Below are 5,983 nucleotides of genomic sequence, written 5' to 3'. Positions count from 1 at the left end.
CATATAAGGTACTTATTTATAACTTATTCATTGACATATAGCGTAGTTATGGACAATATATAAAGATAGGATAATGAACGGAGGCAATGAATTTAATGGGAATAGTTATTTCTGTTGGTGTTCAAAAAGGGGGAGTCGGTAAGACTACTACCACATCTGTATCCAGTTATTTACTAGCTGAGATGGGTTACGACGTCCTTGTAATAGACTTTGATTCTCAAGGGAATACTTCAAGAATGTTAAGTAAAAAAAACCTGAATACATTTACCAATCAAACTATTCTGGATGCAATAATAGAAAGAAACCCAGAAAATTTTATTTATAACTTAAATGAGAGTTACGATACAAACGAAAGCTTTGGGCGCTATGATTTATTACCAGCAGATGATAGCTTAGCTAGTTTGAATAGAGAAACAGAAAAGCACAAAATAAATGTTGCTTTCTCTCTCAAAGAAATAGTGGCATCTGTTAAATCAAAATATGATTTCATATTTATTGATCAACCACCTAACATAGGGGAACATACTGTAGCAGCATTAGTCGTGAGTGATTATTCCGTTGTAATGTTACAATCAGAACCACTTTGTTATGTTGCGATACCTCGTTATCTGGAACTAGTGGAACAAGTTAAAGAGAAGCTAAATAAAAATCTAAGACTTGCAGGGATACTCGCCACGATGCTTGATAGTAGAACCTCTATTGATAAACACATTATTGAGCAGTGCAGACTGCAATATGAAGATTGGGTTTTTGATTCAGTTATAAAAAGAAAAAACAGGATAAAGGAATTTTCACTAAGTGGTATACAACATCGAACAAAGGAAGATAAAGAGGCGTTGTTACCATATTTAGAGTTTGTAAAGGAGTTGATTCAACGTGTCAAGTAGTAAGAAATCCTACCCAAGTTTATTAAATTTTGATACAGACAATGGTAAACAACAAAAGGAAAGTTTACTAAACTCTTATGTTCCAGGAATGGATGATGAGGCTTATGAAGAATTACAAAAAAGTGTGTCTCGTTTATTAGATACAGAAGAGTCAACAACTGTTCAGAAAACTTTTTTACTAGAGAAGAAATTGTTTGACAGATTAAAAGATAGATCAAAAGGAAAGAAAAAAGGTTTTGAAACAGAGATTATGAATAGGGCTATAAAAATTTATTTAGATGCCATGGATCGAGAAGAAGAAAAAAGGAACAACTCTTAAGAGTTGTTCCTTTTTTTACTTTTTATTTTTTAATTCTTCTCTTCTTTTTGCAAAAGCAGATAATACGGATGTTTTGGGTTCTTCTGTAATAGGATTTTTAACTTCTTCAACTTCAACAGAGGCTTCTTCTTTGGCACGACTAAATGCAGAACTACTACCAAATCCTTTAGTAGCAGAACCAAAACTTTTTTTAGTACTACTTTTTTTATAAGGATTAAACTTATTTTTTTGAACATTATCTATTGCAGCAGAAAGATCAAGCTGAACCTCTTGTTTTCTAGCTTCTTCTTGTAGAGCTTTTCCTTCGGTATATTCTATATTTAATTGTTGTATGCGTTCAGGCATGATCATTCCTGAAAAAATCGAGTACAATACCATTTCATCGCCATACCATATAGGATCACCAAATTTGCCTTCAGCAGTGCTATTAAATTGTTTAATAGTACTATTAATGTCCAATTCAGTACTGATATCTTTAAAAAGAGGATCTGATTCTGATCTTAAAATGAAAACTCCATACATACTAGCTGAGTCGTAGAAGTGGTCACAAGAGAAATAACCATTATTTATTGCGCCTTTCATCGAATTCGTGATTAAAGACGTGTTGATTTTTTTATCATACTTTATAGATGACTTATGAATACTTAGATAGCCACCACCATTTTGGAATAATTTCGCTAGATCTGAAGGATCATACGTAGTATTGTCACTACCAAAATTAGCAGGAATGATATTGACTTCATGAATAGCACTTAATACTACATGATTACCTGCTTCTTTCCAGTTTACTACTTTGTCTGTTTCATAAATGTCACCTTTACGTTTAGTAAAAGTATTAATCATTCGTTTATTATCAGTAAGGATGATGCTTCCTAAAGGCTTCTCATCAATTTCTCCAGCTGAAAATAATTCGTCTTGTAATTGACGGAAATTATCGATTTCATTTATCAACACAAGTGCATTGGACTTTTCTGTTAAATCATCAGAAGGTAAAGAAATCAGAAAACTCACAGGGACTGGAAAAAAATCATTTTCAAGAAGGTTGAGAGCTACAGATATGAAACCAGTACCGAATCCGCCACCACCACCAGCAGAAATAATAATGTGATCCACAAGCAATTCATCGTTTTTCATGAACTTGCGAACCATCGCATCTGCAAGTTGTTGACGCAATTCATCTGCTTCAGGATTTGCAGCTGGATCAAATGCTTCAACTACAAGAGAAGGAGTACGTGCAGCACCTTTGAATCCTTCAAAGTGAACTTGATCATTAACAGGAATATTCTTTAAATGTTGCATATCACCTTTTGAAAAATTAACTGCGAGAGTAGGATAGCAGGGACTACCATCGCTATAAGTATACGAAGCCATAAGATCAGCTTCTTTGTTTCCTTTTTGACCTGCACCAATAAAACCAAATCTTATTGAAAGCTCATTAATTAAATTGTTTTCCGTCATGAAAGCTAATTCTTTACTATTTGATAAAGCTACATAAGCCATTGAAAGTCCTCCTAATGTGTATTAGTAACATACTCTGAAAATCTTATTCCTTCATCTGATAAAGAATAAATATGGATATTTCTCTTTTCTGTATATTGGATAAGTCCAGCAAATTTCAATACATTTAATGCTTCCAAAACTTTGGTTGAAGAGTGTTGGATTTGATCCGGGTTATCTGGGTTATCTAAAGCAGATAATAAGTTACGTCTACTAATACCATTTGAATGATTAGTAGTGATACATTCAAAAACGTCTAATATACTGCCATTCATATTTTTCCAAAAAAATTCGAAATTTTTTTCGGTATACAACTCTTTATCATTCAAAGTCGGCCCTCCTTTACATATGTATTCAAATTAGATAATAGCAAACAATCACATCAAAAGTGAATTAAAAGGTTTAACAAGTTTAATTGGTTTAATGTATTAAACTTGTTAAATCGATTTAATATGATAAACTTGTTAAACCCATTAAACCCATTAAACCAGTTAAATAGGTTTAACTGGTTTAATTATAACCTATTTATTTATGTATAACAATACAATAATAGTTTCTCAAGAGCCCATCTCTTAGAGTAATAACGTAAGCATATTCCTGCGTGTTTATTGGGATAAATTGCTTTGTGTTTAGAGCGGTCGCTACTACAGCGATCATTTCTATAGAGAATATAAAGTACATAAGAATAATTCTATTTAACCGATTTAACAAGTTTAATCGGTTTTCTCAGTTAAATAAGTTAAATCGAAAAAACCGGTTGTACTGGTTAAATCGATTTGTTTAAAAGTCTTAATTTATAATTCGTAACTTACACTCTCATAATATTTAGATCACTTTATTTACTAATCCATATCTTATGTACTTGTAATAATTCCAGATCATTATTACTAAAAATCACTCTTCATTTGTGATGATCCATAAACTCAAATTCTTGCCCTTTTACAATTCATAATGAATATGATTTCAACTCATTTTCACACTTGATTTTTAGTGACATGTACGGTGACAAACGCGGTGACATCCTCAGTGACCTTGTCACCGTACATGTCACTGTCTTTGTCACTGCGTTTGTCACTGATTATAAAGAGACTCACAGGCGTTACATCCGTTAGTACCAGAGGCTTTATTATGTTACTCTCATTCTAATAGGCATACTCTTTAATTTAGCCATCGTAAGAGGTTAGTATATTTGTTGAAAATCAAGATTGAGTCATTGAAAAGAGGTCATCAAAATGGAGACATTGAGAAACAACAAAATATCTGAAACGAAAGAACAAATTATTCAGCAATTATTTATATATCGCAGCTTGAATATTTATCAGCTTTACTTCTTTTTAAATCGTTTAGAAATCCCTAGTACTTATCCTCACTATTCATTAGATCAACTGAATAGAGATAAAATTAGAAGTTTGTACAATCAGCTATCTCAATTGAAAAAGTCTGAACTTGTTATAGAGTCTTCTAAACAACCACCAAAGCAATATACGTTATCTGAAGAAGGACTGTCCGTAGCTTTTCAAATGAACAATATCCCTGAAGTAGAAGGGTACCGAAGAACTGGTTGGAATGCCGAGTATGGTTACTTTCCGTACGACTTATACAGACCAGTTAAAGAAAGATTACAAAAACATCATCAACATGCTATTGATTTTAATGTCATGCTTCAATTGATTTGCATTAAGTATGATCTTGAATATGACTATATTGATAATCGATATTCATCTGTAGAATACAATAACGAGGAAAAGGGAAAGAAAATATTTAGACCTGATGGGGAGTTCATTGTTAAAGTTAAAAATAGTAATGAGAAGTTTCACTTTTGGCTAGAGCTGGATATGGGTACCGAAAAATCTCATTTACTATTCGATAAATTTGAAAAGTATAAACAGTATCTCAATTATGTTAGTGAAGGTGTGAGTCATACAGAGCTAAAAGGTTCGATTCCAAAATCCATTTTATTCGTTACTACTTCTCAAAAGCACATATGGGCTAGATGGCAAAATGTATTCCGAAACTATATGAATTCAATAGATAAGTGGGGAACATATCTTAATCTATATGTATGTAATATGGAAATGATTGAACATTTAATTTTAGCGCATATTCAATCTGCTAAAGAAACAAACACTAAGTTAAACAATAATCTCAGACCGTTGATCCAAGATAAGTCATTCATAGGACAACCAAAGCCTTCTAATGCAGTAAGACAAAATACAGTAATAGCATCTTTTTGTAATCTATACGAAGAAGAAGAAGAGGCTTTACAGTGGAAACCCATGTTCACCCTAACTCAATTATCGAATAAAGAAAATCAAGTGTTTTTATATATCAAATTTGATAGGTACGAAACCAATGGAATATCTAAAGTAATCGACTTTTTTGGAAAAATGAAATCGATCCCTTCCATGAAACAAGTTAATGCAAAAGATTTGATTCCCGTATTTTATTATGCTGACGAGAAACCTAAAAGCTTAATTTTCGAAGGCTGCGATCAAATAGAGAAGTTCAAGTCTATTTTTAAATATTATCTCTGGCACAATTACGATACAAATGAGTGGTTTGATATGAATGATCATGAGATTGATTCCAAAATTATTAACCCACTCAACTATTTTAAAGGAAACAATCACAGGTGATATGATACATTAATGCATATATTTATCTGTTGATTCGTTTTATATAAAGCATATATTACGAAACGAATCAGACATATCATATAAATAGATTATGCTTTAACCTCTACAAAAGAGGAGCCCAAAGAACCCTTGCTATAAAAGGGTTCTTTGGGCTCAATCTCAAAATAGAGCTATAAATAGCTTTATCAGTATATGATCAAAAAAAGTAACTTAAACTGCTGCTATATTGTTTAGATATTGTTCAGCAGGCAAGTATACCATTTAAAGTAGAAGAATGGAGAGTACTAAAATATTTCCATAGTAGTTTGATCTGCAATGATTGTTTAGTTACTTTCAAGAATGATTAAATTTTATAGTACTTTATAAGTATTTCTTGATCATTTTATAGGAATAAAGTATAAGATATAAGTATAGTTTTATAAATTATAGTAATTAATTCATTTTTATATCTATTAAGATGTATTTGATAAAAGTACTATTTATTGGATTATTATTCTAGTTATAGAATTATACATAAATATTTGTACGTTTGAGCGGGGGAATTTTTTATATTGTTATGTGGAACTCATATGTAGATCAAACCCAGAAAGAGTTTTTAGTTGATTGGATCGAACACTATATTTTAAAATCGACCAGTATAAGTT

The 5,983-nt window shown here is 31.5% G+C and carries 5 protein-coding genes; 3 read left to right on the top strand and 2 right to left on the bottom strand.

Annotated features, from left to right (window positions below; genetic code table 11):
- Positions 1–95 precede the first annotated feature (95 nt).
- Both PTI45_RS23190 and PTI45_RS23185 read left to right on the top strand, forming a co-directional pair.
- On the top strand, positions 96–887 hold the full coding sequence (locus PTI45_RS23190) for a ParA family protein (protein ID WP_069329960.1): 792 nt from the start codon (positions 96–98) through the stop codon (positions 885–887).
- Positions 877–1,206 carry a hypothetical protein gene (locus PTI45_RS23185; protein WP_069329959.1) on the top strand — a complete coding sequence of 110 codons (330 nt, stop codon included), beginning with the start codon at positions 877–879 and terminating at the stop codon, positions 1,204–1,206. The genes PTI45_RS23190 and PTI45_RS23185 overlap by 11 nt, the downstream gene beginning before the upstream one ends.
- Before the next feature lie 15 nt (positions 1,207–1,221).
- Here PTI45_RS23185 and PTI45_RS23180 read toward each other — a convergent pair whose 3' ends face one another.
- Together PTI45_RS23180 and PTI45_RS23175 are read right to left on the bottom strand one after the other, a co-directional pair.
- Positions 1,222–2,706, bottom strand: coding sequence for a hypothetical protein (locus PTI45_RS23180; protein WP_069329958.1), 1,485 nt, complete (start codon positions 2,704–2,706; stop codon positions 1,222–1,224).
- 11 nt (positions 2,707–2,717) lie between these two features.
- Positions 2,718–3,032 carry a helix-turn-helix domain-containing protein gene (locus tag PTI45_RS23175; protein ID WP_069329957.1) on the bottom strand — a complete coding sequence of 105 codons (315 nt, stop codon included), beginning with the start codon at positions 3,030–3,032 and terminating at the stop codon, positions 2,718–2,720.
- Positions 3,033–3,935: 903 nt separating this feature from the next.
- Between PTI45_RS23175 and PTI45_RS23170 the strand changes: the two genes are divergently transcribed.
- On the top strand, positions 3,936–5,339 hold the full coding sequence (locus tag PTI45_RS23170; protein WP_069329956.1) for a replication-relaxation family protein: 1,404 nt from the start codon (positions 3,936–3,938) through the stop codon (positions 5,337–5,339).
- The last annotated feature ends 644 nt before the right edge of the window (positions 5,340–5,983 follow it).

The organism is Paenibacillus nuruki, from assembly GCF_001721045.1.
GTDB classification, from domain to species: Bacteria; Bacillota; Bacilli; order Paenibacillales; family Paenibacillaceae; genus Saccharibacillus; species Saccharibacillus nuruki.
This window is presented reverse-complemented; position numbering and strand designations above follow the sequence as displayed.

Coding starts and splice junctions, on each gene's coding strand:
- PTI45_RS23170 (WP_069329956.1), top strand. CDS start 3,936: ATGGAGACATTGAGAAACAACAAAATATCTGAAACGAAAGAACAAATT.
- PTI45_RS23190 (WP_069329960.1), top strand. CDS start 96: ATGGGAATAGTTATTTCTGTTGGTGTTCAAAAAGGGGGAGTCGGTAAG.
- PTI45_RS23180 (WP_069329958.1), bottom strand. CDS start 2,706: ATGGCTTATGTAGCTTTATCAAATAGTAAAGAATTAGCTTTCATGACG.